This window comes from Novosphingobium sp. 63-713 (genome assembly GCF_001898925.1).
In the GTDB taxonomy this organism is placed as follows: Bacteria; Pseudomonadota; Alphaproteobacteria; order Sphingomonadales; family Sphingomonadaceae; genus Novosphingobium.
The window spans coordinates 1-25,821 of the sequence record NZ_MKVS01000047.1; the positions used below are offsets into that span (position 1 = coordinate 1).

The 25,821-nt window shown below is 64.9% G+C and carries 18 protein-coding genes and 1 tRNA gene; 11 read left to right on the plus strand and 8 right to left on the minus strand.

Annotated features, from left to right (window positions below):
• The first annotated feature begins 633 nt into the window (after nucleotides 1–633).
• The gene (locus tag BGP00_RS18455; protein WP_292687984.1) at nucleotides 634–864 is read left to right on the plus strand and encodes a hypothetical protein; all 231 of its coding nucleotides are present in this window, start codon (nucleotides 634–636) and stop codon (nucleotides 862–864) included.
• A gap of 364 nt (nucleotides 865–1,228) precedes the next feature.
• The gene (locus BGP00_RS18460) at nucleotides 1,229–2,239 is read left to right on the plus strand and encodes an Abi family protein (protein ID WP_292687986.1); all 1,011 of its coding nucleotides are present in this window, start codon (nucleotides 1,229–1,231) and stop codon (nucleotides 2,237–2,239) included.
• A gap of 154 nt (nucleotides 2,240–2,393) precedes the next feature.
• Here BGP00_RS18460 and BGP00_RS18465 read toward each other — a convergent pair.
• Nucleotides 2,394–2,467, minus strand: a tRNA-Gln gene (locus tag BGP00_RS18465).
• 385 nt (nucleotides 2,468–2,852) lie between these two features.
• Between BGP00_RS18465 and BGP00_RS18470 the strand changes: the two genes are divergently transcribed.
• Together BGP00_RS18470 and BGP00_RS18475 are read left to right on the plus strand one after the other, a co-directional pair.
• On the plus strand, nucleotides 2,853–4,061 hold the full coding sequence (locus BGP00_RS18470; RefSeq protein WP_292687988.1) for a Ppx/GppA phosphatase family protein: 1,209 nt from the start codon (nucleotides 2,853–2,855) through the stop codon (nucleotides 4,059–4,061).
• Nucleotides 4,058–4,753, plus strand: a complete 696-nt coding sequence (locus BGP00_RS18475; protein WP_292687991.1) for an RlmE family RNA methyltransferase — start codon at nucleotides 4,058–4,060, stop codon at nucleotides 4,751–4,753. The genes BGP00_RS18470 and BGP00_RS18475 overlap by 4 nt, the downstream gene beginning before the upstream one ends.
• Nucleotides 4,754–5,001: 248 nt before the next feature.
• On the opposite strand, the gene BGP00_RS18480 is transcribed toward BGP00_RS18475, so the two are convergent.
• Nucleotides 5,002–5,853 carry a siderophore-interacting protein gene (locus BGP00_RS18480; protein ID WP_292687993.1) on the minus strand — a complete coding sequence of 284 codons (852 nt, stop codon included), beginning with the start codon at nucleotides 5,851–5,853 and terminating at the stop codon, nucleotides 5,002–5,004.
• Between the two features lie 155 nt (nucleotides 5,854–6,008).
• Entirely contained in the window at nucleotides 6,009–8,000 is a 1,992-nt protein-coding gene (gene thrS, locus BGP00_RS18485; protein WP_292687995.1) for a threonine--tRNA ligase, read from the minus strand.
• 88 nt (nucleotides 8,001–8,088) lie between these two features.
• Between thrS and BGP00_RS18490 the strand changes: the two genes are divergently transcribed.
• The 3 genes from BGP00_RS18490 (at nucleotide 8,089) to BGP00_RS18500 (ending at nucleotide 14,621) form a co-directional block, all read left to right on the plus strand.
• Nucleotides 8,089–8,817 carry an alpha/beta hydrolase gene (locus BGP00_RS18490; RefSeq protein WP_292687997.1) on the plus strand — a complete coding sequence of 243 codons (729 nt, stop codon included), beginning with the start codon at nucleotides 8,089–8,091 and terminating at the stop codon, nucleotides 8,815–8,817.
• Between the two features lie 6 nt (nucleotides 8,818–8,823).
• A complete protein-coding gene (locus BGP00_RS18495) occupies nucleotides 8,824–9,693 on the plus strand; it encodes a tetratricopeptide repeat protein (protein ID WP_292687999.1) in 870 nt (289 codons plus the stop codon).
• Nucleotides 9,694–9,875: 182 nt separating this feature from the next.
• Nucleotides 9,876–14,621 (plus strand): NAD-glutamate dehydrogenase domain-containing protein, encoded by a 4,746-nt coding sequence (locus tag BGP00_RS18500; RefSeq protein ID WP_292688001.1) that lies wholly within the window; start codon nucleotides 9,876–9,878, stop codon nucleotides 14,619–14,621.
• A gap of 243 nt (nucleotides 14,622–14,864) precedes the next feature.
• Here BGP00_RS18500 and queG read toward each other — a convergent pair whose 3' ends face one another.
• Nucleotides 14,865–15,929, minus strand: a complete 1,065-nt coding sequence (gene queG, locus BGP00_RS18505) for a tRNA epoxyqueuosine(34) reductase QueG (RefSeq protein ID WP_292688003.1) — start codon at nucleotides 15,927–15,929, stop codon at nucleotides 14,865–14,867.
• A gap of 54 nt (nucleotides 15,930–15,983) precedes the next feature.
• Between queG and BGP00_RS18510 the strand changes: the two genes are divergently transcribed.
• The 3 genes from BGP00_RS18510 (at nucleotide 15,984) to msrB (ending at nucleotide 18,806) form a co-directional block, all read left to right on the plus strand.
• Nucleotides 15,984–16,928 (plus strand): ATP-binding cassette domain-containing protein, encoded by a 945-nt coding sequence (locus BGP00_RS18510; RefSeq protein ID WP_292688005.1) that lies wholly within the window; start codon nucleotides 15,984–15,986, stop codon nucleotides 16,926–16,928.
• Nucleotides 16,925–18,166: an ABC transporter permease gene (locus BGP00_RS18515; protein WP_292688007.1), complete on the plus strand. Its 1,242-nt coding sequence runs from the start codon at nucleotides 16,925–16,927 to the stop codon at nucleotides 18,164–18,166. The genes BGP00_RS18510 and BGP00_RS18515 overlap by 4 nt, the downstream gene beginning before the upstream one ends.
• Before the next feature lie 202 nt (nucleotides 18,167–18,368).
• Nucleotides 18,369–18,806 (plus strand): peptide-methionine (R)-S-oxide reductase MsrB, encoded by a 438-nt coding sequence (msrB, locus tag BGP00_RS18520; RefSeq protein ID WP_246870099.1) that lies wholly within the window; start codon nucleotides 18,369–18,371, stop codon nucleotides 18,804–18,806.
• Here msrB and BGP00_RS18525 read toward each other — a convergent pair.
• The 3 genes from BGP00_RS18525 to BGP00_RS18535 are packed head-to-tail and all read right to left on the minus strand — an operon-like array spanning nucleotide 18,764 to nucleotide 22,571.
• Entirely contained in the window at nucleotides 18,764–20,596 is a 1,833-nt protein-coding gene (locus tag BGP00_RS18525; protein ID WP_292688009.1) for a hypothetical protein, read from the minus strand. The two genes, msrB and BGP00_RS18525, sit on opposite strands and share 43 nt — an antisense overlap.
• On the minus strand, nucleotides 20,593–21,003 hold the full coding sequence (locus tag BGP00_RS18530) for a GtrA family protein (protein ID WP_292688011.1): 411 nt from the start codon (nucleotides 21,001–21,003) through the stop codon (nucleotides 20,593–20,595). Before BGP00_RS18530 ends, BGP00_RS18525 begins: the two co-directional genes overlap by 4 nt.
• Nucleotides 21,003–22,571 carry an NAD(P)/FAD-dependent oxidoreductase gene (locus BGP00_RS18535; protein ID WP_292689179.1) on the minus strand — a complete coding sequence of 523 codons (1,569 nt, stop codon included), beginning with the start codon at nucleotides 22,569–22,571 and terminating at the stop codon, nucleotides 21,003–21,005. The genes BGP00_RS18530 and BGP00_RS18535 overlap by 1 nt, the downstream gene beginning before the upstream one ends.
• A gap of 241 nt (nucleotides 22,572–22,812) precedes the next feature.
• Here BGP00_RS18535 and BGP00_RS18540 point away from each other — a divergent pair, with 241 nt between their 5' ends.
• Nucleotides 22,813–24,513 carry a hypothetical protein gene (locus BGP00_RS18540; RefSeq protein ID WP_292688013.1) on the plus strand — a complete coding sequence of 567 codons (1,701 nt, stop codon included), beginning with the start codon at nucleotides 22,813–22,815 and terminating at the stop codon, nucleotides 24,511–24,513.
• On the opposite strand, the gene BGP00_RS18545 is transcribed toward BGP00_RS18540, so the two are convergent.
• Entirely contained in the window at nucleotides 24,500–25,579 is a 1,080-nt protein-coding gene (locus BGP00_RS18545; protein ID WP_292688015.1) for a glycosyltransferase family 4 protein, read from the minus strand. The two genes, BGP00_RS18540 and BGP00_RS18545, sit on opposite strands and share 14 nt — an antisense overlap.
• Nucleotides 25,580–25,821: the final 242 nt, after the last annotated feature.

Genomic DNA, 25,821 nt, shown 5'->3' on the forward strand with positions numbered 1-25,821 from the left:
AAGCTTGAACTCGCGGCTGAACTTCCTTCGTTGCATCGATCACTCCGGTTGATGAAAACACCTTATCTCGGTGTCCATCAAACCGGCAGCAGGCCACCCCGCCACAATGGTCATTTCAAATCATCAAATGATCAAGACCATAACATATAAGACAATGGATCAATGCGAAAAGGCTCGCACTTACGTGAAGGGGCCCGATGCGGGTGATCCCGCGCCGAATGGGGCCATTTATGGCCCGCCCGGAATTATCTATGCCTGCTTGCCGCGATGAGCCAAGTCTTCTTGAATCCGCCAGCCGACAGCACGAAAGGCGACTTTTCAGCCCCGACTTGGGCGGCATATCACGAGCCGAAACCGAGCCAGTGAATGAGCCCCGCTATCGCGACGGCCTTCATCACATCACAGCACCCTCCAACTGCTCTTCTAAATGCGGGGTGGTTCCAGACCTTCATCTCGTACTCTCCTGATTGGCCGGCAATGCGCGGGTGTAATCTCAGGATACGAGGACGGTGGGGCTTTTGAATCGCGGAGGCGGGTAAAGGTCCGCTTTACCCGATAAAAACGGTCTCAGCTTGCCCGCTTGCAACGGACTGTTAGCCTGCGCTCCGTGCAGACCTAGCTTACGAGGGTTTCATGGAAAAGAAAGCCGACTGCGAACGGGCCATCCGGAAACTGGCAACCGATTGGGCCCGAGAGATCGGCATTCGGCGCGGACAAGCTGACATGCCGTCTTTTAGCACCTTCTGCACTTGGCTGGGCCAGAAGGGGTATTCTCACTATCTGAATTTCCGCACATCGACCGAGCCACTGTACGATGCCGAACAATGGTTCGACGAAGAGCTTGGGCAAGCTTGGAGGAATTGATGAAGCTTAGGATTTGGCACGCTACCAACCGGCCCGACGGCTAGGACCAAGGAGACGCTAATCCAACCAGCCACCGAACCAGAAGGTACATGCACCCACCATTCCCCCCTCAGATCGGTTTTGAGGGTCCTTCTGGGCGAGGGAATTTTTTTTACGCGTCCGTGCATACCTCGAAAGAGGACTCGGCTCTGTGGCCTTCCTAAGCCGAAATTTCGGATTCCTCCGCAGCGCCGTTGTCAAGCGAAATTTGACAAGTGGGTTTCCTCTAACTATCTTAGTCTCAACAAAGCCCGCCACGCCTCTCAACGATGCGCACCATGGCGGGCTACTTTGTTTTTGGAGCAAGTTCACGCATAAGCGGCGAATGCGTCCTTTCACCAAACCGTCGAAGTCGATTCCCGACCAAATCTCCCTTCTGCAAGAGCGGGGTATGGTAATCGAGAATATGGAGCAAGCCGAACACGCTCTCTCCCATATCAGCTATTACCGCCTCCGAGCTTATTGGCTTTATTTTGAGGTTCCTGCGGAAAATGGCGATCATGCGATCAAGCCAGGGACAACGCTGGGTCAGATCCTCGACCTTTACGAGTTTGACCGCCGCCTTCGGCTTATGCTGATGGACGCCCTCGAACGGATTGAGGTGGCTGCTCGGGGCTCATGGGCATATCAAATGGCGATGGTTTATGGACCTCACGGGCATCTCAATCCGGCCCTCTATCCAAAGGCGGCTCGTTTTCAGGAAAATGTGGATCAACTCCAGTCCGAGTATGACCGCTCCCACGACGTGTTTGTCGATCATTACAAAAGAACGTACAATGATCCTGCCGAGCCTCCCGTTTGGATGGCAGCCGAGTTTATGTCTTTTGGCCTACTCTCGAAATTTTTCTCGGCCCTTGGAAGTCGGGCCGACCGCAAATCCATCGCACGCAAGCTAGGTTTTGACGATGGCGTTTTTCAAGGACTGATGCACCACCTTGCAACTGTCCGAAACATTTGCGCGCACCACAGCCGGCTATGGAATAGGCGATTTACCGTCACTTTTCCGATCGCGCAGAGCCCCCCCTCCCTCGCGAACACTGTTGAGCCTCAAGCAGACCGAAAACTTTACAACACACTTTCCATGCTGCTGCACTCAATGTCTATCATTACGCCAAACTCAGATTGGCCGCAGCGATTGGTGGCGCTTATCGAAGGCAATCCCACCGGCGATTTTGCAGCAATGGGCTTTCCCGCTGATTGGCGCGAACGGCCCCTCTGGGCGCCGCTCTATCCAAAGCCAGAAGAGATAGACGGCACCGATGCATTGGCTAACATAGCTGCAGATGACCTTCCCTTGCCGGAGGCACCGGAGGCAGAAGCGAACCGCCCCGCCTAATGCTTGGAGAGGTTTAAAGCGGCTCGCCAAAGGGTCACAACTGCTCGCCAATTGCCCAGCCTCAGCCAAAGCACGATTGGGTAATGAGTTTGGTAACACCGGTCAGCGCATCTTGCCTAAGTCGCTGTAAATCTTCCAAAATTCAGGAAGAGAATGGATGCCCTGCAAGGATTCGAACCTCGATAGACGGAATCAGAATCCGTAGTCTTACCATTAGACGACAGGGCATCATCTCGGTGTGGAGCGGGCCTCTAAACCCACTGTTTCCAAGCGTCAAGTGAAAAAATGAAAGCGCGGTGCGACGGGTAAATCGTCGCATGGGGCCCGCCGGCGGCCTGCTCCGCCGCCGGCGGGCCCCATGCGACAATCCTCCTTATCAGCCATTGCTCCGGAGGCCGCTCGGCGCTAGCATGGAGGGCAACATTACCCGCGTATCTCGCGGGACACAGATTTTTGAGAATTACACATGGCGGATCAAACTCCGCCGGACACGCCAGCAAAGGTTCAACGGCGCGGGGAAAAAGCAAGGCGCCGGGCACGCAAGAGTCGCGCTGCCGCCCCGCGCAAGGACCAGAGAGTAGACGTAACCGGCGGCAAGCCCGAAGGCACAGTCGTGCCCGCGGAGCAGAGCAATTCCGGGGCGGCGGCGCCCCCCACTTCGCGGCGCGGCGCAAGGCGCAAACGCGGGGCAAAGGCGCGCGAACGCGGCGTGGCGGCCAAATCGGCGCAGGCGAAATCGGCACAGGCAAAATCCGGCGCCAAGGCCCCCGCCAAAACGCCCGATGCCTCCGCCCCCCGGCCCGCGCCCTATTTTCACGGGCCGTTTGGCCAGTCCTATGCCGCCATCGACCTTGGCACCAACAATTGCCGGTTGCTGATCGCGCGGCCTGCGGGCGACAGTTTCGTGGTGGTCGATGCCTTCAGCCGGGTCGTGCGCCTGGGCGAAGGTCTGGCTCAGACCGGGCGCCTGTCGGATGCCGCGATGGAGCGGGCGATGGGCGCGCTGCGGATCTGTGCGGATAAATTGCGTCGCCGGGGCGTGGCTCTGGCCCGTTCCGTGGCCACCGAGGCCTGTCGGCGGGCCACCAACGGCCCCGAATTCATCGAGCGTGTGCGCCGCGAAACCGGCATTGCGCTCGACATCATCTCGGCGCGCGAGGAAGCGCGGCTTGCGGTCTTGGGCTGTCATATCCTGATCGAGCCCGGCCCCGGCCCGGCGCTGGTGTTCGACATTGGCGGCGGCTCGACCGAACTGGTGCTGATCGAGCATCAGGATGATGGCGGCGTGCCGCTGATCCGCGATTTCGTGTCGATCCCCTATGGTGTCGTCTCGCTGACCGAAAGCTGCCGGGCGGAGCTGGATTCACCGCAGGATCGCGCCGAACGCTATGCCGAAATGCGCGCCTTGGTGGATGATGGCTTTGCCGCCTTTGCCGCCCGCATCGCCCCCTTGCGCGAAGGGCTGGTCCACGATCACGGCCCGCTGCGCCTGCTGGGCACCAGCGGGACGGTGACAACGCTGGCCAGCGTCCATCTCGACCTGCCCCATTACGACCGCAGCGCGGTGGACGGCTGCATCGTGCCCGCCGCCAGCATGCGCGCGATCAGCCAGCGCCTGTCCAGCCTGAGCGTGGCCGGGCGGCGCGAGGTGGCCTGTATCGGGCGCGAGCGCGCCGATCTGGTGGTGGCGGGATGCGCTATCCTAGAATCGATTCTCGATCTATGGCCGGCGGCGCGCCTCGGCGTGGCCGACCGCGGCATCCGTGAAGGCATCCTGCGCAGCCTGATCGGCATCACACACAGCAAAGGAGGCGCGGCATGAGCCGTTCCGGCCGCGATCCCGGCACCAGATTGAAGAACACCAAGGGCCGCACCGCCTCGCAGGCCCGCTGGCTGCAACGGCAGTTGAACGACCCCTATGTCAAGAAAGCCAAGGCGGACGGCTATCGCAGCCGCGCGGCCTATAAGCTGATCGAACTGGACGATAAATTCGGTCTGGTGAAAGGCTCGCGGCGGGTGGTCGATCTTGGCGTGGCGCCGGGCGGGTGGACGCAGGTGGTGCGCCAGCGCGCGCCGCAAGCGGGCGTGGTCGGCATCGACCTGCTGCCCACCGCCCCGATCGAGGGCGCGATCCTGTTCGAAATGGACTTCATGGCCGACGAGGCCCCCGACGCGCTGATGGAGGCGCTGGGCGGGCGGCCCGATTTGGTGATCTCGGACATGGCCGCCAATACCGTGGGCCACAAACAGACCGACCACCTGCGCACGATGGGCCTTGTGGAAACGGCTGTGGATTTCGCTGTGCACAACCTGTCCAAAGGCGGTGCATTCGTGGCGAAAGTCTTTGCGGGCGGGACCGATCCGGGGCTGCTGAACATCCTCAAGCGGCACTTCACCACCGTAAAGCACGCAAAGCCGCCTGCGAGCCGGAAGGATTCGTCGGAGTGGTATGTGATTGCTCAAGGGTTCAAGGGGACTGTGGCGGAATTGGAGGCCGGTAAGGAAGAAGGGTGAAATGCGAGGGTCTCGACCCTCGCGCTCCCGCTACTGTCTGCGTTGCGCCATGGGTTCGGCGTCAGGTGTCGGACGCACCTTTGGATTTTTAAAGCCTGCGGCGCCGGGAAGCGCTAGGCCGCCGCGCCGCAGGCTATAAAACCACAAACCCCACCGCCGCCAACTAAGCGCCACCCCCTTAACGGGATTGCAAAGGGCCCCCGCCCTTTGCCCGCCGGAGGCAAGCCTTCTAACCTCCCAAAACCCCCTTAATCCTCAATCCCCCCATGGCTGTCGGCCACCCCGCGCGTCCAATATCCGGCGGCCTTCACCCACTCACGCGGATGGCCGAGCGTATCGACGACATAGGCCTTTACCGCCCGCGCCATTTCGGTTTCGCCCGCGATGAACACGAAGCCTTCACCCGCAGGCAGATCCACCCCGCCAAGGGCCGCGATCAGGCGGGCGGCATCTTCCTTGCCCCCGCTCTGCGCCGCGCCACGATGGGCCCACAGGCCCTGCCAAGCGGATTTCGCAGCAAACACCTGCTCGCTCTCGGGCCCATCGACCACGACGGCGGTGATGACGGGAACGCCCGCGCGCAATTCCTCGGTGCGGCGGCCGATCGAAGGCAACGCGGCCTCGTCGCCGATCAGGAGATACCAGTCGAAATCATCGGGCACGACCGCCGAGCCGCGCGGCCCGCCGATGGCCAGCGGGTCGCCGGGCTTGGCCTCAATGGCCCATTTCGTAGCGGGGCCTGCCTCGTGCAGGGCGAAGTCGATGACCAGCACACCTGCGGCCTTGTCGAAGCGGCGGGGGGTATAGTCGCGCATCAGCGGCTTTTCCTCGCCCGCGGGGGCCGCGAAGAACAGCTTGATATGGTCATCGGGCGAAGCGCTGGCGAAATCATGCAGGTCGTCGCAGGAGAAGGTGATGCGGCGCATGTTGGGGCCAAGGGCCTCGATGGTCTGGACGGTCAGCGTGCGACGGCGGATTTCGTGGCGCATGCGGATGACTTGGTGGCGGGGGGCGGTGTCGGTGCTCATGATGGCTTTCCCTTTGGACGGAAGGTGGAAGGGCAGGTGGCGGCGGCGCAGGATTTCGAGGTGAGTCATCATGGAGCGGCCTATTCCTGAATCGCTATGTTGCGGTCAAGATATATCTTACTGTGCAAAACACAAGTCCCCCCGCGCGATTTTTTGCGATCGCCTCGCAAAAACAAAAACGGCGCCCGAAGGCGCCGTTCCCGTGTCCTGCAAAAATCTGTGGCCGATCAGCGCAGATCCGGCGGCGTCGCCTCGCCTTTCAGCATGGCAATTGCTTCGGAGAGCGGCATGAACTTCTGCTGCTGCTCGCCCAAAATGCGGACCGCCACGGTGCCTTCCTCGGCCTCGCGCTTGCCCACGACCAGCAGATAAGGCACCTTTTTCAAGGAATGCTCGCGCACCTTGTAGTTGATCTTCTCGTTGCGCAGATCGCTTTCCACGCGAATGCCCGCCGCGCGCAATTGCGCCACCGCGTCCTGCGCATACTCGTCGGCATCCGACACGATGGTGGCAACCACCGCCTGAACCGGGGCCAGCCACACCGGCAGCTTGCCCGCGAAATGCTCGATCAGGATGCCGATGAAACGCTCATACGACCCCAGAATCGCGCGGTGCAGCATCACCGGACGGTGCTTTTCGCCATCCTCGGCAATATAGGCCGCGTCGAGTCGCTCAGGCAGCACGCGGTCCGACTGGATCGTGCCGCACTGCCAGGTGCGCCCGATGGCGTCGGTCAGATGCCATTCCAGCTTGGGCGCATAGAAAGCCCCCTCGCCCGGCAGTTCTTCCCAGCCATATTCTTCCGTGGCCAAACCGGCATTGACCACCGCATCGCGCAGCTCGGTCTCGGCCAGATCCCACATTTCCTCGCTGCCGAAACGCTTTTCGGGGCGCAGCGCCAGCTTGATCGAATAAGTAAAGCCAAAGTCCTTGTACACCCGGTCGGCCAGTTCGCAGAAGGCGCGGACCTCCTCGACGATCTGATCCTCGCGGCAGAAGATATGGCCGTCGTCCTGCGTGAACTGACGCACGCGCATGATGCCGTGCAGCGCGCCATGCGGCTCGTTGCGGTGGCAGCAGCCCATCTCGGCCAGACGCAGCGGCAATTCGCGGTACGACTTGATGCCCTGACGGAAGATCAGCACATGCGCCGGGCAGTTCATCGGCTTGAGTGCCATCCAGTCGGCGTCCTTGGAAACGATGGGGCCATCGTCCTCGGTGTTGGGCGCCTCGTCGGGGATGACGAACATGTTTTCGCGATATTTGCCCCAGTGGCCCGATTGCTCCCACTGCTTGGCGTCCATCACCTGCGGGGTCTTGACCTCCTGATAGCCGGTGCCGTCGATGGCGCGGCGCATATAGGCCTCCAGCTCGCGCCAGATGAGATAGCCCTTGGGGTGCCAGAACACACTGCCATGCGCTTCGGATTGCAGGTGGAACAGGTCCATCTCCGCGCCCAGCTTGCGGTGGTCGCGCTTGGCGGCCTCCTCAAGGCGCAGCAGATGGGCATCAAGCTGCTTCTTGTTGAGCCAGCCGGTGCCATAGATGCGGGACAGCATCGCGTTCTTCTGGTCGCCGCGCCAATAGGCGCCCGACACGCGCGTCAGCTTGAACGCCGCCGAGTCCAGCTTGCCGGTGGAGGGCAGATGCGGCCCCTTGCACATGTCCAGCCAGTCGTCGCCCGACCAGTAAACGGTCAGTTCCTCATCCTCGGGCAGTTCGGCGGCCCATTCGGCCTTGAAGCTCTCGCCCTGCTGCTTCCAGCGCGAAATCAGTTGCTCGCGGCTCCACACCTCGCGGCGCAGCGGCTTGTTGGCGGCGATGATCCTGCGCATCTCCGCCTCGATCAGCGGCAGGTCTTCATCGGTGAACGGACGCTCCGCAGGCGCGAAGTCGTAATAGAAACCATCATCCGTGGCCGGACCAAAGGTGATCTGCGTACCGGGAAACAGCGCCTGCACCGCTTCGGCCAGAACGTGGGCAAAATCGTGGCGCGCCAGTTCGAGCGCGTCCTTCTCGTCCTTGCCCGTCACCAGCGCCAGTTGCGCATCGCCCGTGAAAGTTCGGGTGAGATCGACCAGTTCGCCATCAATGCGCGCGGCAATCGCGGCCTTGGCCAGGCCAGGGCCAATCGCGGCGGCAACATCCGCAGGGGTCGAGCCCGGCGCCATCTCGCGCACAGAGCCATCGGGAAGGGTGATCTTGAGCATGGTCGACATGGGGGCTGCCTTAGCGCCCGCGCGGCCAAGGCTCAACAGCAAAGGCGCCGACTTGTGCCGTCAGAGAAACAGGCCCATCTGATGCGCCATGATCCAGACCCATATGATGCCCGATGGCCGCGCCATCGCCTATCGCCATACGCCCGGAACCGGCCCGACCATCGTCTTCCTGCCCGGCTATATGTCCGACATGGCCGGCAGCAAGGCCAGCGCGGTGTTCGACTGGGCGGCGGCGGGCGGGCGCGCCTGTCTGCTGATGGACTATTCGGGATGCGGGCAATCGCCGGGGACCTTTGCCGATGGCACGCTCTCACGCTGGCGCGACGAGGTGCTGGCGCTCATCGCGGCCCATGTCGCGGGGCCTGTTGTGCTGGTGGGGTCCAGCATGGGCGGGTGGCTGATGCTGCTGGTGGCCCGCGCGATCCCCGACCGCATCGCCGGATTGGTGGGCATTGCCGCCGCGCCCGATTTCACCGCTTGGGGCTATAGCGAGGGGCAAAAAGCGGAATTGGCCGCAGGGCACACCATCCTCGAACCCAACCCCTATGGCCCCGAGCCAACGCCCACCCACGCCGCCTTCTGGGCCGATGGTCAATCGCAATTGCAGCTTGACGCCCCCATCCCCATCGACGCCCCCGTCCGCCTGCTGCACGGGATCGAGGACGGCGATGTCCCGCCCGCCATCGGCCATCGCCTGCTCGGCGCGCTGCGTTCGGGCGATGTTCAGCTGACCCTTGTCAAAGGCGGCGATCATCGTCTCAGCCGGGATGAGGACATCGCCCTGCTGCTGCGCACCCTTGCTTCTTTTGCAGATTGATCGCCCATGGCCCTCGTTTTCCTGATCCCCCTTATCGCTCAGGCCTCCTCGCTCAACGGCGGGGGCATTGCGGGCCTCAACCTGCCCCAGATCGACCGGCCCCGGCCCATCGCCCCGCGCCCACGCGGCATTGTCTTCGACTTTCCCACCCAGACCAGCCATTTCCGCAAATGCATGGATGCGGCCGAGAGCGATCCGGCAGGCGGGCTGGCCGATGCGCGCCAATGGGTGAAGGACGCGACCAAGGAGCACGAAATCGCCCGCGCGCAGGCCAATGTCTGCCTTGGCAGCGCTCTGTCCCGGCAGGGGCAGTGGAGCGCGGCCCGCGCCGCCTTCATCGCCGCCCATGACGCCACCACCGACCAGCTCTGGCGCGCGCAGGCGGGCGCGATGGCGGGCAATGCCGCACTGGCGCAGGGGGCCGCCGATGACGCCCTGCCGCTGCTCGATGCGGCGCTGGCCGATGCACGCGCGGCGTCAAAACCTGTTCTGGCGGGCGGCATTCTGGTGGACCGCGCCCGCGCGCTGGTCGCGCTGAACCGCGCGGTCGAGGCCGAGCCCGTGCTGGCCGACGCCCGCGCCGCGCTGCCTGATGATGCGCAGGTCTGGCTGCTCTCGGCCACGCTTTCGCGCCGGATGAACAAATTGCCCGAGGCGCAGGTCCAGATCGAAAATGCCGCCAGACTGGACCCGCGTGACGGCGAAATCGGGGTGGAGGCGGGCGTCATCGCCATGCTGTCGGGCCGCGAGGATGCAGCGCGCAAAAGCTGGGAATCGGTGGTCAAAACCAGCCCTGATTCGGACAGCGCCGCGCGCGCAAAAGCCTATCTGGCGCAGATCGGCCCGCAGACCCCGGCCCAAACGGCAGGAAAATAAAGTGTATAAGTGCGATCCCATCTTGGCGGCATCACGGTAATAAAATAACACAAATGCGTAACCTCTGATGGCTAGACCGGATGAGGCGAACCAAGACCAAGTCGTAATACAGGCCCCGGGCAGCCGGGAATCCCCTCTGCCCCGGCCGCATCCCCGGCCACGGGGGGAGAGTGTGTCCGACAATGACCAAGAGTTCTCGTAAGCCCGAATCCCTTTCCCAAACCCCTGCGATCGACCCGCGCGAAACCGCGCTGGCCCGCCATCTGGCCGAGGCGCAATTGCCCGGCGACGGCGATCTGGACGCCGATGGCCTGATCGCGGCGGCGCGTTTTCTGCTGGCCGCCGGAGGGCGCCGGGAAAGGACGCAGACCGCGCTTTCCATCGAAAATGTCTCGCGCGAAGGGGGCGGGCGTTTCATGCGCATCGCCATCGTCAATGAAGACATGCCTTTTCTGGTCGATTCGATCGCCACGACGATTTCGGCGCAGGGGCTGGTGATTGACCGGTTGCTGCATCCGGTGGTGCCGGTGCTGCGCGACGGGCGCGGCGAGATCACAGAGATTCCCGAGGATCACGGCCCCGGCATCCCGCGCGAATCAATGGTCTATCTGGAAACCGCGCGGGCGGATGCGCGCACGCGCTCGGCCATTTCGGCGGCGCTGGGCGTCACGCTGGGCGATGTGCGCGCGGCGGTGGGCGATTGGCCCGCGATTCAGCGCGCCATGGTCGATGATGCCGCCACCTTGAACGCGATGGACCGGACCGAGGGCGCCGCCCTGCTGCTCTGGTTCAACGACGGGATGCTGACGCAACTGGGCCATGTCGTGCGCCGCCGCGACGGTACGCAGACCGGCGCGCTGGGCATTTGTCGGAAAAGCACGTGGGAATTGCTCTCCGCGCCCGCCTATGCCCGCTGCTTTGCCTGGTTCGACCAGTTTCTGGCGCGGGGCGGGGCGGGGCGCCTGCCGCTGATCGTCAAATCGAACCGGATCGCCCATGTCCACCGCCGGGTGCCGCTCGACCTGTTCATCCTGCCGGTGATCGAGGAAGGCAAGCTGGCCGCGCTCTCGGTCCATGCGGGGGTATGGACCAGCGCCGCGCTGGCCACCGCGCCGGGCCATGTGCCGCTGATGCGCGCGCAGCTCTCCGCGCTGCTGGAAAAGCATGAATTCAGCCCCAACGGCCATGCGGGCAAGGTGCTGACCCATGCGATGACCAGCCTGCCCCATGATCTGATGATCGGCTTTACCGATGTCGATATGGAGCGTGTGGCGCTGGCCATGATGAGCCTGATCGACCGCCCGCGCCCGCGCATCGCGCTGGTCTGCGCTACGCTGGAAAGGCATCTCTACGCCTTCGTCTGGCTGCCGCGCGATTCGGTGGCCACCGAGGTCCGCCACGAAATCGCCCAGATGCTGAGCGAGGCCACCGGCGGCCAGGTGATCGACTGGAGCCTTGAGGTCGAGGGATCCAATCTGGCCCAGTTGCGCTTTACCCTGTCGGTGGACGAGGCGCTGGAGACCTGTCCCGAACCCGATGAGGCGGCGCTGGACGCCCGTTTGCGCGCGATGTTGCGCGGATGGGGCGATGCGGTCGAGGCCGAAATCGCCCGCAGCGAGGAACCGGGCCGCGCCGCCGCCATCGCCGGGCGCTATGCCGGGGCCTTCCCCATTGCCTATCGCAACCTCTATGGCCCGGCCGAGGCCGCGCAGGACATCGGCCACCTGCGCCGCATCGCCGGCGCGCCCGATGACGATGCCCACCAGCGCGGCGTGCGCCTCTATCGCCTGCCCGGCGACGAGGAAGGGCAATTGCGCTTGAAACTCTATCAGCGCCATGGTTCGCTGATCCTGTCGGATGTCGTGCCCGCGCTGGAGAATTTCGGTTTCCGCGTGATCGACACGATCCCCACCACGCTGGAATCGGGCGATCTGGCGCTGGGTTCGATCCATGATTTCGTGCTGGCGCTGCGCGGCGGGCAATCGCTGAGCGAGGTGCTGGGCCATGCGCCGATCATCGAGGATGCGCTGACCGCGATGCTGCATGGCGCGGGCGAGAATGACGGGTTCAACCGGCTGATCGTGGGCGTGGGCCTTTCCGCGCGGGAGGCCAACTGGCTGCGCGCCTTCTATCGCTATCTGCGGCAAACGGGCCTGTCCTATGGCATTGATACGGCGGTCGATGCGCTGTTGGGCGCGCCGATGGTCACGCTGGGTCTGGTCGATCTGCTGCGCGCACGCCATCAGCCCGGCATCGAGGACCGCGACAAGGCCGAAGCGCAGGCCGAAGAAGCGATCCGCGACGGGCTGGCGGGCGTGACCGCGATCAACCAGGACCGCCTGCTGCGCGCCTTCCGCGCGGTGGTTCATGCGTGCCTGCGCACCAATGCCTTTGTCGATGCGGGGCGCGAGGCGCTGGCCTTCAAATTCGATTCAGCCCTTGTGCCGGGCCTGCCCAAGCCTTTGCCGTGGCGCGAAATCTTCGTCTATTCACCCCGCGTCGAGGGCATCCACCTGCGCGCCGGGCCGGTGGCGCGCGGGGGCCTGCGCTGGTCCGACCGGCGCGACGATTTCCGCACCGAGGTGCTGGGCCTGATGAAGGCGCAGCGCGTCAAAAACGCCGTGATCGTGCCCACCGGGGCCAAGGGCGGTTTCTATCCCAAGCAATTGCCCGACCCCACACAAAACCGCGACGCATGGGCCAATGAAGGGCGCGAAAGCTACAAGCTCTTCATCCGCACGCTGCTCTCGCTCACCGACAATATCGTCGATGGCGCGGTGGTGCATCCGGCGGGCATGGTGGTGCTCGATGGGGAGGACCCCTATTTCGTGGTCGCCGCCGACAAGGGCACTGCGACTTTCTCCGACACGGCCAATGCGCTGGCGGCGGAAAAGGACTTCTGGCTGGACGATGCCTTCGCCAGCGGCGGGTCGAAGGGCTATGACCACAAGGCGATGGGCATCACCGCGCGCGGGGCATGGATTTCGGTCCAGCGCCATTTCCGCGAAATGGGCGTGGATGTTCAGACCGATCCGATCCGCGTGGTGGGCGTGGGCGATATGTCGGGCGATGTGTTCGGCAATGGGATGTTGTTGTCGCGTTCGACCCGGCTGGTGGCGGCCTTTGACCACCGGCATATTTTCCTCGACCCCGCGCCCGACGCGGAAAAGTCGTGGGAGGAACGCAATCGCCTCTTCGCCCTGCCCCGGTCGAGCTGGGACGATTACGACAAGAGCCTGATTTCGCAGGGCGGCGGGGTATTCCCCCGCACCCAGAAGTCGATACCCCTTACCCCCGAAATCTGTGAGGCCTTGGGGCTGGAGGGCGAAAGCATCGACCCCGACAGCCTGATGACCGCGATTCTGAAGGCCCCGGTCGATCTGCTCTGGTTTGGCGGCATCGGCACCTATGTGAAGGCCCCGCATGAGGCCCATGCCGATGTGGGCGATCCGGCCAATGATGCGATCCGCGTGAACGGCGCCGATGTGCGCGCCCGCGTGATCGGCGAAGGCGGCAATCTGGGCTGCACCCAGGCGGGGCGCATCGACTATGGCCTGCATGGCGCGCAGGGCGTGGGCGGACGCGACAATCCCGACTTTATCGACAATTCAGCGGGCGTCGATTGCTCCGACAAGGAGGTCAACATCAAGATCGCGCTGGCCAGCGCCAAGCGCGCCGGGCGGCTGGACGAGGATGGCCGCGTGGCCCTGCTCTCATCGATGACCGAGGATGTGGCGGCGCTGGTGCTGGAGGATAACCGCTTGCAGGCGCTGGGCCTGTCCATTGCCGAAAGCGGCGGGGCGGCGGCCGTGCCGGGCTATGTCCGGTTGATCGAGGTGCTGGAAGATGGCGGCCATCTCGACCGCCGCACCGAGGGATTGGCGGACGCCGACACATTCCACCGCCGCGCCGAGGATGGGGAAGGCTTTACCCGCCCCGAACTGGCCGTGCTACTCTCCAGCGCGAAACTGGTGCTTCAGGATGCGCTGGAACGCTCGGGCGTGCTGGATGATCCGGGGCTGGAGGAGGACCTGCTCTCCGCCTTCCCCCCCGCCATGCGCGAGACATATCGCGAGGACATCCTGAACCACCGCCTGCGCCGGGAAATTCTGGCCACGCGAATCGCCAACCGGCTGGTCAACCGGATGGGCTTTATCCACCCCTTCGAACTGGCCGAAGAGGAAGGCGTGAGCCTTGCCGATGTGGCCGCCGCCTTCCTTGCCGCCGAAAGGCTGTTCGCCATGGGGCCGGTGTGGAACGATATCGAAAGCGGGCAGATGGAGGAACCCGCGCGCATCCTGCTGTTCGAACGCGCGGCCCATGCGCTGCGCGGGCATATGGCCGACCTGCTGCGCGCGGGCGCGGCGCAGGAATTCCCCTCGGTGCTGGCCGATGCGCTGGCCCCGGCGCTGGAGGAATTGGCGGGTGCGCTCGACGGCCTGCTGGTGTCCGAGGCGCGCAGCGGGTCGGCCCGCCTGCGCGCCGAACTCTCGGTGGCGGGGGCCAATGAGGCGGAATTGAGCAGCGTGGTGCGCCTGTTTGACCTTGACGGGGCGGTGGGCATCGCGGCGCTGGCCCATGGCGCCGGGCTGGAAGCCGTCTCGCTGGCCAAGGCCTTTACCAGCCTTGGCGCGACGCTGGGCCTCGACTGGGCGCAGGCCACCGCCGCGCGCCTCTCGCCCTCCGACCCGTGGGAACGCCTGCTGGTCGGCGGCCTCGCCCGCGATTTTCAACAGATGCGACTCGATGCGCTGCGCCGCTGGAACGGCGGCGATCCGCAAGGCGCGGTCAATGACTGGCTGGCCGCGCAGGCCGAAGGCGTGGCGCGCTTTGGCGGCATGATCGAGCGGGCGCGCAAGGTCGTGCCCACCACGCCCGCCCTGTTGGCCCAGATTGCCGGGCAGGCGCGGGGGTTGTTGATGCGGTGAGGTTTAAGGAAAGGGTTGGTGCGAGGGTCTAGACCCTCGCGCTCCCGTTACTGTCTGCGTTGCGTATCGGGTTCAGCGGATGGGTTTCGGACGCGATGGCGGAATTTTAGAGCCTGCGGCGCGGAAAGGGCTAAGTTCCCCGCGCCGCAGGCTTTATTTCCATCACTCCCCGCCAACCCAGCGCCAACCCATTATCGGGATTGTTAAGGGCCCCCGCCCTTAACCCGCCGGAGGCATACCTCCCTACCTCAACCTCTCCAAAGCCCACACCGCCGCCTCGGCCACCGCCTCATCCTCGTCGCCCAACAGCGCCATGACCGGCCCGATCAACGCCGCATCACCGCTGTTGCCTGCCGCATAAAGGCAATTGCGGACGAAGCGATTGCGCCCGATCCGCTTGATGGGCGAGCCGGAAAACAATCGCCGGAACCCGGCATCGTCGAGCGCCAGCAGTTCGCCGATCCGGGGCGCGACCAGTTCGGCGCGGGGCAGGAAGGCGCGGTTGCGCGCGGCGGCATCGGCAAATTTGTTCCATGGGCATACGGCGAGGCAATCGTCGCAACCATAGATGCGGTTGCCCAGCGCCGCGCGGAATTCCTCCGGGATCGGCCCTTTATGCTCGATGGTCAGGTAAGACACGCAGCGCCGCGCATCCAATTGATAGGGCGAGGGGAAGGCGCCGGTGGGGCAGGCGTCCTGGCAGGCGCGGCATGATCCGCAGCGGTCCCGGCCCGGCGCATCCGGTTCAAACGCCAGCGTGGTGTAGATCGCGCCGAGGAACAGCCATGAGCCATGCTCGCGGCTGACGACATTGGTGTGCTTGCCCTGCCAGCCCAGCCCTGCAGCGGCGGCGAGCGGCTTTTCCATCACCGGCGCGGTGTCGACAAAGACCTTGACCCCGATCTCGCCCAATCCCGCCTTGACCGCCGCATCGACCAGCCAGCGGGCGAGAGCTTTCAGCGCCTTTTTGACCACATCGTGATAATCGGTCCCCTGCGAATAGACCGAGATCCGCGCCCGATCCCCATGTTCGGCCAGCGCCAGCGGATCATGCGTGGGCGCATAGCTCATGCCCAGCGCGATCACGCTTTGCGCTTCGGGCCATAATCCTTGCGGGGAACGGCGGTGGTGCAGACGGTCCGCCATCCATTCCATCTGACCATAGGACCCGGCCTCCAGCCATTGTTCGAGGCGGGCCGCGCGCGCCTCATCCTCCTGCGCCGCCGCCACGCCGAATGCGGCAAAGCCCAGACGCGCCGCTTCTTCGCCCAAGGCTTTTTGCAGAGAGGGGATGGCATTGTTAAGCAAGGGAAGGCTAGATCCTGTTACGGGCATGACCCAGAACGCTTAGGGGAACCGCAAGTGCTGAGCAATGATTGGGCCATTGAGGCGCGCGGCCTCGTCAAACGGTTTGACGGGTTCACCGCCGTCGATGGCGTCGATCTGTCCGTGCCGCAAGGGGCGATTTACGGCATCCTTGGCCCCAATGGCGCGGGCAAGACCACGACTTTGCGGATGCTTCAGGGCATTATCGACCCCGATTCGGGGGTGCGGCGCATTCTGGGCGCGGATCGCCCGCATGATGTGGCCCATCGCATCGGATACTTGCCGGAAGAGCGCGGACTTTACCCAACGATGAAGACCTATGAGGCAATCGCCTTCATGGGCGCGCTGCGCGGCCTGCCCCTGGCCGAAGGGCGCAGGCGCGGCAAGGCGATGATGGAGGAGCACGGCCTGTCCTATGCCATCGACCGCCAGATCCGCCAGCTTTCCAAAGGCATGGCGCAGCAGGTGCAGATCCTTGGCACGCTGGTCCATCAGCCCGATCTGGTGATTTTCGATGAACCCTTCTCCGGCCTCGACGCGCTCAATCAGGGCAAGCTGGAAACAATGATCCGCGCGCTGGCGGCGGGGGGGACAACGGTGATTTTCTCCACCCATGTCATCGCCCATGCCGAAAGATTATGCGACGAAGTGGCGATCATCGCCGGGGGCCGGGTGCCCTTTGCCGGGCCGGTGGACGTGGCGCGCGATCGCATCCCGGCGCAGGTCCGCCTTGAAACCCGCCACGCCGATGGACCATGGCGCGCGGCCCTGCCGCCCGATGCACGGCATGAAGGCGCCCTGTGGTCATTCCCCCTGCCTGACACCGGGGTCGAACCTTTGCTGCGCGCGCTGATCGAGGGTGAGGCGGGCATTCTCTCGCTCTCCATCGAGCGCGCGGGGCTGCACGACGCTTTCGTCGCCATTGCCGGTGAGGCCGCCGCCCACGCCCTTGGCCAACCCACGCAGGAGGAAGCGGCATGATCCATAAGGGCCGCCTTTCCACCCTTGCGGGCGCCTTTGTCGTCGCCCGCCGTGATTTTGTCGCCATATTGTGGAGCCGCAGCTTCATCTTCTTCCTGCTGGGCCCTTTGTTCCCGCTGTTCGTGGGCGCGATGGCGGGCAGCATCGGCGCCCATGTCGAAAATGCCGTCGATACGCCGCAAATCGGCCTGATGATGGCGGGCGAGGATATTGATGCGATGCTGACCGCGCGCCATGCGCTCGAACCGGCGCTGCGCGATGATCTGCCCGATCTGGTGGTGGTGGCACGGCTGAGGCACGGCGAGCGGGCGGACCCGGCCAAGGCGCTAGCCGACAAGAGCATCAATGGCGGCAATCTTTCCGCCATCATTTCGGGCACAGCGCGCAGCCCTGTGCTGACCGGCACGCCGGGGCGTCTGGCCGCATGGCAGGGCTCGGTTGCGCTGATCGCGGCGCGGGCCACGGGGCATGGGCCGGATGTGCTGCCCGATGTCGCTCTGGCCCCCACGGCCACCTCCACCGCCGCGCAGGCGCATAATCGCGTGCTGACCGCGCAGGGAGGGCAGACCTTGCTGTTCCTGCTCACCATGCTGCTGGCGGGCATGGTGCTGTCCAATCTGATGGAGGAAAAGGGCAATAAGGTCATAGAGATACTGGCCGCCGCGATCCCGATGGAATCGGTGTTCTTCGGCAAGCTGTTTGCCATGCTGGCGATCAGCTTTGTCGGCATCGGCGTCTGGGCTTTGTCGGGGGCGGCGCTCTCGATGGCGGGCTGGGTGCATATTCCCGAACTGGTGACGCCTGCGGTGGGCTGGCCTTTGTTCATTGCGCTGGGGGTGGCCTATTTCGCCATGGCCTATCTGGTGCTGGGCTCGATCTTCCTTGCCATCGGCTCGATGGCCAATTCGGTGCGCGAGATCCAGACGCTGAACATGCCCGTGACGATGGGCCAGTTGATGGTGTTCTTCTTCGCCTCCTATGCGATGGCGCGCCCCGGTTCGGGGGTGGAGATCGCGGCGATGGTGGTGCCCTTCTCCTCGCCCTTTGCCATGCTGGCGCGCGCGGCGATGCAGGAAGGGCTGTGGCCGCATCTGATCGCGCTGGGCTGGCAAGCGCTTTGGGTGGCGATCTTTGTGCGCGGCGGGGCGGCGCTGTTCCGCAAGCGGGTGATGAAAAGCGGGCCGCAGGGGACAGGGCAAAAGCAAGGCCTGATCGCGGCCTTGATGGGGAAAAAGTGATAGCGGCACCGGCCCTCTTTCCCGGCCCTGACAGCCTGCAGGGCACAATTTATGGGTGGCAGGGCCGGAGGAGAGGGCCGGGGCCGCAGGAAAATCGCGGAGGCGATTTTCCACCCAACAGGGCAACTTGAAACTTTTTCCCTTTGCGCCACGTATAGAGGGCAAAGGGAGAAGTGATATGCGCCCCACCCGCCGCCAACTGATGATCGGCCTTGCCGCCGCCGCCCTGATCCCGGCGCGGGCATGGGCCGCTTTCCCGCTGACTCTGCCCGATGCCGAGTGGCGCAAACGGCTGACGCCTCAGCAATATAATGTGCTGCGCGGCAAACAGACCGAATATCCCTTTACCTCACCCCTGCTCAAAGAGCATCGCAAGGGCACCTTCGTCTGCGCGGCGGACAATCACCCGCTCTTCGCCTCCTTCACCAAATTCGATTCGGGCACAGGCTGGCCCAGCTTCTGGCGCCCGCTCGACGGCGCGGTGGGCACCAGTACCGATCACGAATTGGGCTATGCTCGCACCGAGGTGCATTGCGCGCAATGCGGGGGCCATCTGGGCCATGTGTTCGACGATGGCCCGCGTCCCACGGGGCTGCGCTATTGCATGAACGGCGCGGCGATGAAGTTTACCCCGGCATAACGCACACGCCAGATTTGCAGACCATCGGCGGCCACAGGCGCCAGCCATGACGGCGCCCGCCCGGCCAGCAATTGTGCCGCCAACCCATGCGGGGCCTCGCGCGCATAAATCTGCGGCTCGCCCAGATCGGGGCAGAGCGCGACATAGGCGATATGGTTGGCCCGGATGATCGCGCGCGCCTGATCGGGCGGGGCGACAAAAGCGGCGATGGCATCATGCATCCCGCGCGCGCCGCGATGATGGCCGGTGGCCAGCACGCTGTCGCGGCTGCCCAGCAGGAGATCGGGCCCGATATCGAGCGGGGCCAGAATGGTCCCCCGCGGCATTGTGTTGAGCACAGCGGCATGGCGCCGCGCTTCGCAGGTCGAAACCCGCTGCGCCGTCGTGGTTGTCGGGCTGGACGCCTTATGCGGCACCATGCCCCAAACCGTGATCGGCGCGGATGGCACCATGGCCGCGACAATCCCCAGCACCGCCACCGGCCGCCCTTGCCGCGCCGCCACCAGCCATTCTCCCACCAGCCAGGCCAGCGGCACCGCCGAAAAGGCCCCCGCCACCGCCCCGGCCCGCGTCACCAGCACCGCCACCCCCAGCGCCCCGCCAAGGATCAGCATATATTCCCGCCACCACACGCGCTCCTCGCCCGCGCTGCGCCGGATCAGCCCGGCGCAGGCGTAAAGCGCGAAAAGCGGAGGCACCACGGTCTGCAACGCTGTCGCCCAATCCTGACGCCATACCGGCAGCCCTTCGGCCACCTGCTGATACCACAGGCGCTGGACCAGCGGGTCGAGCATGTTGAAACTGCCCGCCCGGCATTGCGGGGCAAGGCCGAAATAGAGCGCCAGAGCCCCCACACCCGTGATGGCAAAGCCCACCAGCGCCGGGCCGCGCCACAGGCGCAAAACCACCGCGGCCCAGACGAACATGGCCAGATGCACCGGCGCAATCGCATCGCAATGCTGCGCCCAATCGCCCCAGCGCGTGGCCGCAAAACAGGCCAGCGACACAACCGCCAGCGCGGCGGCGAAATGCGCCAGCCAATATTTCGTTTCCCCGGCGTTTTTTGCAAGGTGCGACGATGCTGACGCATCAGCACCTTGAAGACGCTCAAGCGCCGCGCGGGCTGAGCCGATGTTCCCCATCGGCCTCAGCCATCGCCACGCCCCCAAAGCTCCAAACACCACCGTCAACGGCAAGCCTTCAAGGCTGATCGACAGGCCGATGGCCAGCGCCGCCCCCGAAATCCACCCACCGATCCGCGCATGGCGCGTCATCAGCCCTTGCAGCGCCAGCATCGCGGCGGCCACTTGCCAGCCGTGATGGTCGATCCGCATGGGCCGGATCTGCGTCACCACCGGCACCGACATGGCCAGCGTCAGGCAGGAGAGCGTCGCGGCCTCGGCCCCCAGCCTTTCCCACGCCACCCGCGCCACCAGCACCAGCACGACCGCCAGCGTCAGCATCGGCACGATCAGCATGGCGGCCATTTCCGCGCCATCGCCCCCCAACAGCGGCCGCAAAGCCAGCACCACCATCGCCAGCGGGACATCGACGATCCGCGACCAATGCATCGCCACCCCGCCATGGGCCGGGTCGATCCGGTGCTGGGTCACGTCAAACCAGCCTTGTCCGCCCAGCCAGTCGCGCAATTCGACCAGCCGCAGCGCATCGTCGGGATCGGGGAAACGCCCCGCCGCGATTCCCCCCGCATTGGTCAGCAGCAGCAGCAAAGCCACCAGCCCATAGGCCAGCGCCACCCGTTTCAGGAAATCGCGGATATCGCCCCTCATGCCGCCGCCAGTCGGGGTTTGAAGACCACAAGCGAACGCAGCAGCCATGTGGCGATGAAACTGACGCCCACCGCCGCGATTTTGGCGAGGCGCGGATCAAACCCGGCCCTTGCGCCCAGCCCCACGATGGCCACCGTCAGGCCCAGTCCGACCAGCGCCGAGCCTGCAAAAAGCAGCTTTTGCATCCAGCGCGCCGCGCCGTCGGCCGCGTCAAACACCACCCGCGCACAGAGCCACCAATGCAGCCCCACCCCCAGCCCATAGGCCAGCGCCGAAGCCGGCGCCGCCGCCGCGCCCAAGCGCAAAAGCAGCACAAAAGCCCCCATGTCCGCCCCCAGCGCCGCGACGCTGACGCCCAGATAGCGCAGCGCCCGCGCCCCCAAGAGGACAGGCAAGAGGGAACGCATCAGGCCGCGCGTCGCTTGTCGCCGGATCGCTTGTTTTCGACCAGCCGTTGCGGCACATCCCGCGTCGAAGCCAGCGCTGCGGCCTGATCGGGCGTGGGGTTCGCGGCGGGCCGGACGGCTTCGCGATGCGCGCCCTCATCGCCCGCCTCGTGATATTCGGCATCCTCGTTCACGCGCCAGATGTCATAGATGCGCGCCCCGGCCTTGATGTTTTCCACCGTCAGCATCGCGGTCATCATCGCGTGATCCTGGTTGTTGTATCGGTGCATCCCATTACGCCCCACCATATGCAGCGTGGGGAAGCGCGCCTCAAGATCGGCCCGCATCGCCGCGACATGTTCGGCATAGGTCTCGTCATAGACCGGATAGGCCTTTTCCTGACGCACCACCGCGCCGCCGATCACTTGCTCTGCGCGCACAAGGCCCAGAATCTCCATCTCTCGCGTGGCAAGGGCGATCAGATCCTCATCGCTTTGCGACCACAGGCCATCGCCCTCGAAACAGAAATATTCCAGACCCACACAGGCCACACCCGCCTCGGGCACCATTTCAGGCGACCAGCTGCGGAAATTCTGGATGCGGCCGACCTGAACCTTGGAATCGTGGATATAGATCCAATTGTCGGGAAACAGATCCTGCGACCGGATCTTGAGCGCCACGGTCAGGAAATCGCGATATTTCAGCTCCATCGCCTCGGGCGAGGACACCGGCAGGGGATGGATACGCCCGGCCAGTTCGCGCATCGGGGCGCTGGAAATGACATGGGCGGCATGGATCACCGTCTCGCCATGGCTGTGGCCGGCCGAAACGCGCCATTGCCCGTCCGGTCCTTGCGAGAGCTGCTTGAGGGCATGGCCCATCAACACCTGTCCGCGCCCGCTGGCGATCACATGGTCGCGCGCGGCCTCCCACATCATACCCGGCCCAAGGCGGGGATAACGGAAGCTCTCGAGCAGCGTCTTGGTCTGCATCCCGTCATTGGGGCGTTTGTTGAGCCCCAGCGAGCGCTTCAGCCCATCAACCACCGCGCCCCACAGCGAAAGCCCCTTGATCCGCTGCGCCGCCCAATCCGCGCTCATTTCATCACAGGGCATACCCCACACCTTTTCGGTATAGGTCTTGAAGAAGATTGAGAACAGCTTCTGCCCGAACTGGTTGACGGTCCAGTCCTCGAAAGAGCGCACATCGCGGCGCGGAAACGCCTTTGCCCGCGCGAAACTGGCCATGCAGGCCGCGCTGCGCCAGATGCCCAGATTGCGCAAAGCCTCAAAGGCGCGCAGCGGATAGGAGTAGAATTTGCCCTCGTAATAGATCCGGCTCATGCGCGGGCGCTGGATGAAATCATGGGGCAGGATCTCGTTCCACAGATCAACCACCGCCTGCGATTTGGAAAAGAACCGGTGGCCGCCGATGTCAAAGCGATAGCCCTCATGCTCGACCGTGCGCGAGATGCCGCCGACATAGCGCTCATCCTTTTCGATGACCGCCACGCTCATGCCCGCCTTGGTCAGCAGATAGGCCGCCGTCAGCCCCGCCGGACCTGCGCCGATGATCGCCACATCGACCATCGCGGCCCTGCCCGCCGCGCCGACCGATCCGCCCGCTGTCTTGCCCGCCTCGGGGCTGCCAAAAGCCATCTGATTCCCCAATTTCCGTCCCCTTCGGGGTGAAGGAAAATGGACAACAAATCGTTAAGCAGCCTCTTTGATCCACGCAAATATGCCTATTTGCCCGGCTGCAAGCGACCACTGGCCATTTGCCGCGCGCTGGGGCAGGATGGACGGGGTTGGGTAATACAAGGCGGGTCGAATGGGCAAGGATGCCGCGCCGGGGGGCCGATGGCTGCCGGCGTTGATGATGGGGTGGATGCTGGTGGTGGCGGGCCTGTGGCTGGCCGCGCCGCCCGCCCATCCTGAAATCACCGTATTCTATCGCAAGTTGCAGGATCAATGGCTGCTGCTCGCGATGCTCTGGGCATGGGCCGGGGCGGCGGTGGCGCTGCGGCGCTGGCCGTTGGCGCCCGCATGGCGGATCGGGGCGCATACGGTCTGGGGGCTGGCGGCTCTGGCTGCGCTGGTGGCGCTGGCGGGCCATTATCTGGTGCTGGCGGGCTATGACCTGAGCCGCGACGAGCAGATGGTCAGTTTCGATGCGGCGATCTATCGCACCGGGCGTCTGGCATGGCCGGTGCCGGTGGAATGGCGCGGCGACCTTCCCGCGCTCAACACCTTGTTCATGATGCCGCTGGCGCGGCCTGCGGCATGGGTTTCGACCTATCTGCCCGGCAATGCGATGCTGGAGGCGCTGCTCGGCCCGCTCAAGACACCGCTGCTGATGGCGGTTTCGGTGCTGGCGCTCTGGCGCGTGGGGCGGCGGTTGCTGGGGCCGGATCAGGACGCGCTGGCGGTGATGATGGCGCTGTTCCTGCTTTCGGGTCAGGTGCTGTTTTCGGCCATGAGCCGCTTTGCCATGCCCGCCCATCTGGCCTTCAATCTGGTCTGGCTGTGGCTGTTCCTGCGCGATACGCGGCGCTGTGATCTGGCGGCGCTGGCGGTGGGCTTTGTCGCCACGGGGCTGCACCAGCCGCTGTTTCATCCCATGTTCGTGGCGCCATGGCTGGCGTTCCTGCTGTGGGAGAAGCGCTGGGGGCGGCTTGCGCTGTTTGTCGGGGGTTATCTGGCGGCGGGCCTGTTCTGGCTATGGTGGCCGCATCTGACGCTCGATGCGGTGCGCGGGCCGGATTCGGTGCTGGTCGAGGCGGGCAGCGATTATGTCTCGCGCCTAATGGAAACGCTGGCGCAGAACAGCGACAATGGCACGCTGATGGCGGCCAATCTGCTGCGCATGGTGGCATGGACGCATCCCGCGCTCTGGGTGCTGGCGGCGATCGGCGCATGGGCCGGGCGGCGCGACGGGCGGGTACTGGCGCTGCTGGGCGGGGCGGTGATCGTGGTCGTGGTGATGGGGCTGATCCTGCCCTATCAGGGCCATGGCTTTGGCTATCGCTATCTGCACCCGATGCTGGGCAATGTGGCGCTGCTGGGCGCGCTGGGCTGGCAAAGTCTGGGGACGGCTTGGCGCGACCGGCTGCGCGGGGGAATGGTGGCGCTGTCGGGGCTGACGCTGGTGGTGCTGATCCCGATGCAGGGGTGGTTTGCCCACCGCCTCTATGGCGCCTTTGCCGATGCCAGCGCGAAGATCGATACGGTTCATGCCGATTACATCATCATCGGCAATTATGACGCGCCGCTCGCGCTCGATCTGGGCATCAATCGGCCGGATCTGTCGAACCGTCCGCTGCGGCTGATCGAATATGGCTATGACGATCTGGAAGAGATGGCCCCGCGCCTTTGCGCCCATGGCGAGACGGTGGCCCTGCCCGCGCGCAGCTTCTATTTCGGCATCGGGCGCGCACTCAACATGATGCCCGGCCGCACCACCGAGCGTCGCCGCGCTTGGCATACGCAGGAATTTATCAATGCCGGGTGCAAGGTGGTCAGCCTGCCATAAGCCCCATGATCGCCCGCGCCATCCCGGCCCAGGAATAGCGGCCCGCCGCCCATGTCGCCATTTGCGCGCGTTCGGGCAGGGTAAGGCCCGGCGCGTCCAGCATTGCGGCCACACGCGCCGCGCTGCCGTCAGGATCGCCCAGATCGACGGGCACGCCGCGCAGGAATTGCCCCGCCTCCGGATCGGCCAGATGCGTCGGCGCGCCGCAGATCACCGGCAATCCGCAGGCCATCGCCTCCTGAATGACCAAGGGATAGCCCTCGCCCACGCTGGGCAGCAGCAGGCAATCGGAGCTGCGATAAAGCGCGGCCAGTTGCGCAGGGCTCTGTGGCCCCAGATCATGGACATTGGCCAGCCCCCATGACGCAGGCCGGATCGGCCCCGCGCCCGCCAGCAGAAAGCTGATATCCGGTCGCATCGCCGCCACCGCGCGCAGGATCGACAGGCCCTTCTTTTCAACAAAGCGGCCCACGAACAGCACCCGCCTTTGGCCCGCGGGCAGTCCCTGCGCCGCCGGGCCGATGCGCGTAAAAACTTCGCCATCCACGCCATTGAACAACAAGGCATAATCGAGCCGCGCCGGTTCACCGATTAAATCGCGCCGCACCGTATCCGAAATAAACACCAGCCGGTCAGCCGCCCGCAGCATCGGCCTCGTCACGATGGCGTTGGCCAGCCCCATCACCCCCCGCATCACCGCCGAGGCAAAGGGAATGCCCGCAATATGCTGGATCAGCACCACCCGCCGCCCGCGCATCCGGGCCATCACCAGCGCCAGTATCGAGGTCACATACAACGCATCATGCACCACCACCGCATCGGAGCGCCCCACCGCGCGCCACAGCGCCGCCATCCCCCCCGGCCCCGGAATCGGCATGGGCAGTCCCGTCAGCCTCTCCGTGGGATTGATGCAGGACAGCGCGAGAGAAGGAATATCCACCGGCGCCGCATCCTGCGCGCTGGCCGCCCATGTCAGCTCCGCCCCCTGCGCGATCATCTGACGCGACAAATGCCCCGCCACGCGCTCAATCCCGCCAAGGTGGCTTTCGAAAAAATGGCTGACCATGAGGATGTGCATGGGGTGGGGGTAGCCGGTTTTGCAGGAGGAAAGAAGGGCCTCCGGCGGGCAAAGGGACTCGTCCCTTTGCAATCCCGTTATGGGGTTGCGCTTCGTCGGCAGGGCCGTGTTTAGCCGAGGTTTGTAAGGCCTGCGGCGCGGCGAGGTTGCGCTGATTTGCGCCGCAGGCTTTATCAACGATGGGCTAAACCCCTTGCTGGCCAACCCGGCACCACCCCAAAATGGGATTG